Source organism: Streptococcus australis (assembly GCF_019930045.1).
GTDB lineage: Bacteria > Bacillota > Bacilli > Lactobacillales > Streptococcaceae > Streptococcus > Streptococcus australis_D.
The window spans coordinates 1-2,780 of record NZ_JAHZQQ010000096.1 but is presented as its reverse complement, the minus strand read 5'-3'; the positions used below and the strand labels follow the sequence as shown (position 1 = coordinate 2,780).

Genomic DNA, 2,780 nt, shown 5'->3' with positions numbered 1-2,780 from the left:
TTCTAGTAAATGTGTTGCAACTCTACTATACAGGATTTATTCCTTTTTGTGTTTACACAACTTATTGTACACTACCCGGAGCTGATCTAGCATATTTTAAACATCTGAAACTTTTATCTAATGAGTTAGATGAGGTGCTGTCTCAGGTTATTGTTGCAATGATTGACTTTTATAATATTATTACTGTAAAACGTGGTTTATCTCAAAATAAGAGTCATGGGGATATTTTACAATTACTTTCAGATGAAGGAAGTATTTCTGCTAAAGAATTTATATACGTTGTAGAAAATCAAGAAATATTTGTGTGGTTCAATAAAATAAATCCAAGCTTAGATTCAATCTTTTCAACTTACGAATTGAAGATGCAGGACGCAACAATTTCATCTTCTGAGTTAGAATTTTTATGTGATTTACTATTGTATAAAACTTTAGATCAAGGAAGGTATAATGTAGATGGGCCGTTAGTTCTTGCTAGATATTTATTGGGATGTGAGTTTGAAGTAAAGAATCTTAGAATGATCATATCAGCTCTTCAAAATACAATTCCTTATGAATCAATAAAAGAAAGGATACGCCCGCATTATGGAAGCTAATAAGTATAAAATTGGCATAATTGGTAGCCATGATATTATTTTACCTTTTAGCATGATTGGGTTTGATATATTTCCTGCCTATCAAGAACAAGAAGCTATAAATACTCTAAGAAAATTAGCTCAATCTGATTATGGTGTCATTTATATCACTGAAGACATTGCTTCAATGATATTAGATACAATTCGCCATTATGATTCTCAAGTTGTGCCTGCTATTATTTTATTACCGACTCATAAACAAGGTTTAAATTTAGGATTAAAACGTATAGAGGATAATGTAGAGAAAGCAGTAGGACACAATATTTTATAATAATGTACAAAATTGTCTGTAATATTATTCTATAATTTTTGGACTTAGTAAGGAGAATAACTTTGACTCAAGGGAAGATTATAAAAGTATCGGGACCTCTAGTTATTGCATCAGGTATGCAGGAGGCTAATATTCAAGATATTTGCCGTGTAGGTAAGCTAGGGTTAATCGGTGAAATTATTGAAATGAGAAGAGATCAGGCATCTATCCAAGTCTATGAAGAAACATCTGGTCTTGGTCCGGGAGAACCTGTTGTTACAACTGGAGAACCTCTATCGGTTGAATTAGGTCCAGGATTGATTTCTCAAATGTTTGATGGCATACAACGCCCATTAGATCGATTTAAATTGGCTACTCATAATGATTTTCTAGTTCGTGGGGTAGAAGTTCCAAGTTTGGATAGAGATATTAAGTGGCATTTTGATTCCACTATAGCAATTGGTCAAAAAGTGAGTACGGGTGATATTCTTGGAACTGTCAAGGAAACCGAGGTAGTTAATCATAAAATTATGGTTCCTTATGGAGTATCTGGAGAAGTCGTTTCTATTGCATCTGGCGATTTTACAATTGATGAAGTTGTATATGAAATAAAAAAATTGGACGGTAGTTTCTATAAAGGAACGCTTATGCAAAAATGGCCTGTCCGCAAGGCGCGTCCTGTTTCTAAACGTTTAATTCCAGAAGAACCATTAATCACAGGTCAACGAGTTATTGATACATTCTTTCCAGTAACCAAAGGGGGAGCTGCAGCAGTTCCTGGACCGTTTGGAGCAGGAAAGACAGTTGTACAACACCAAGTAGCTAAATTTGCCAATGTTGATATTGTTATTTATGTCGGTTGTGGAGAACGTGGAAATGAAATGACGGATGTACTGAATGAGTTTCCTGAGTTGATTGACCCTAATACCGGACAATCAATTATGCAACGGACAGTTCTGATTGCTAATACTTCAAATATGCCTGTTGCTGCTCGTGAGGCTTCAATTTATACAGGAATTACCATGGCTGAGTATTTTCGTGATATGGGCTACTCTGTCGCCATTATGGCTGATTCAACTTCACGTTGGGCAGAAGCTCTACGTGAAATGTCAGGACGTCTAGAAGAAATGCCTGGTGATGAGGGTTATCCTGCTTATCTGGGAAGTCGTATCGCTGAATATTATGAACGAGCAGGACGTTCTCAGGTTCTAGGACTTCCAGAACGTGAAGGAACGATTACTGCTATTGGAGCTGTATCGCCACCTGGTGGAGATATTTCAGAACCAGTTACTCAAAACACTTTACGGATTGTGAAAGTTTTTTGGGGGCTTGATGCTCCGTTGGCACAGCGACGTCATTTTCCTGCAATTAACTGGCTTACATCTTATTCACTATATAAAGACAGTGTGGGCACTTATATAGATGGTAAAGAGAAGACAGATTGGAATAGTAAAATAACTCGTGCGATGAACTACTTACAACGGGAATCTAGTTTAGAGGAAATTGTTCGTCTTGTTGGAATTGATTCTCTGTCTGATAATGAACGACTAACGATGGAAATTGCTAAACAAATTCGAGAAGATTATTTGCAACAGAACGCTTTTGATTCGGTAGATACATTCACTTCGTTTGCAAAACAAGAAGCAATGCTAAGTAATATCCTAACTTTTGCTGATCAGGCAAATCATGCTTTAGAGTTGGGTTCTTACTTTACAGAGATTATGGAAGGTACCGTGGCAGTTCGAGACCGTATGGCGAGAAGTAAATATGTTTCAGAAGATAGATTAGATGAAATCAAAATTATATCAAATGAGATTACACGGTAGTGTACAATAAGTTGTGTAAACACAAAAAGGAATAAATCCTGTATAGTAGAGTTGCAACACATTTACTAGAAA

The 2,780-nt window shown here is 36.1% G+C and carries 3 protein-coding genes; all 3 read left to right on the top strand.

Annotated features, from left to right (window positions below; all coding sequences use genetic code 11):
- The coding region (locus K1J10_RS10340; RefSeq protein WP_223357291.1) for a V-type ATPase subunit at positions 1-593 on the top strand (593 nt) is incomplete at its 5' end.
- Positions 583-903 carry a V-type ATP synthase subunit F gene (locus K1J10_RS10335; protein ID WP_000387939.1) on the top strand — a complete coding sequence of 107 codons (321 nt, stop codon included), beginning with the start codon at positions 583-585 and terminating at the stop codon, positions 901-903. The genes K1J10_RS10340 and K1J10_RS10335, both read left to right, overlap by 11 nt.
- Positions 904-965: 62 nt before the next feature.
- Positions 966-2,708 carry a V-type ATP synthase subunit A gene (locus K1J10_RS10330; protein WP_223357289.1) on the top strand — a complete coding sequence of 581 codons (1,743 nt, stop codon included), beginning with the start codon at positions 966-968 and terminating at the stop codon, positions 2,706-2,708.
- Positions 2,709-2,780: the final 72 nt, after the last annotated feature.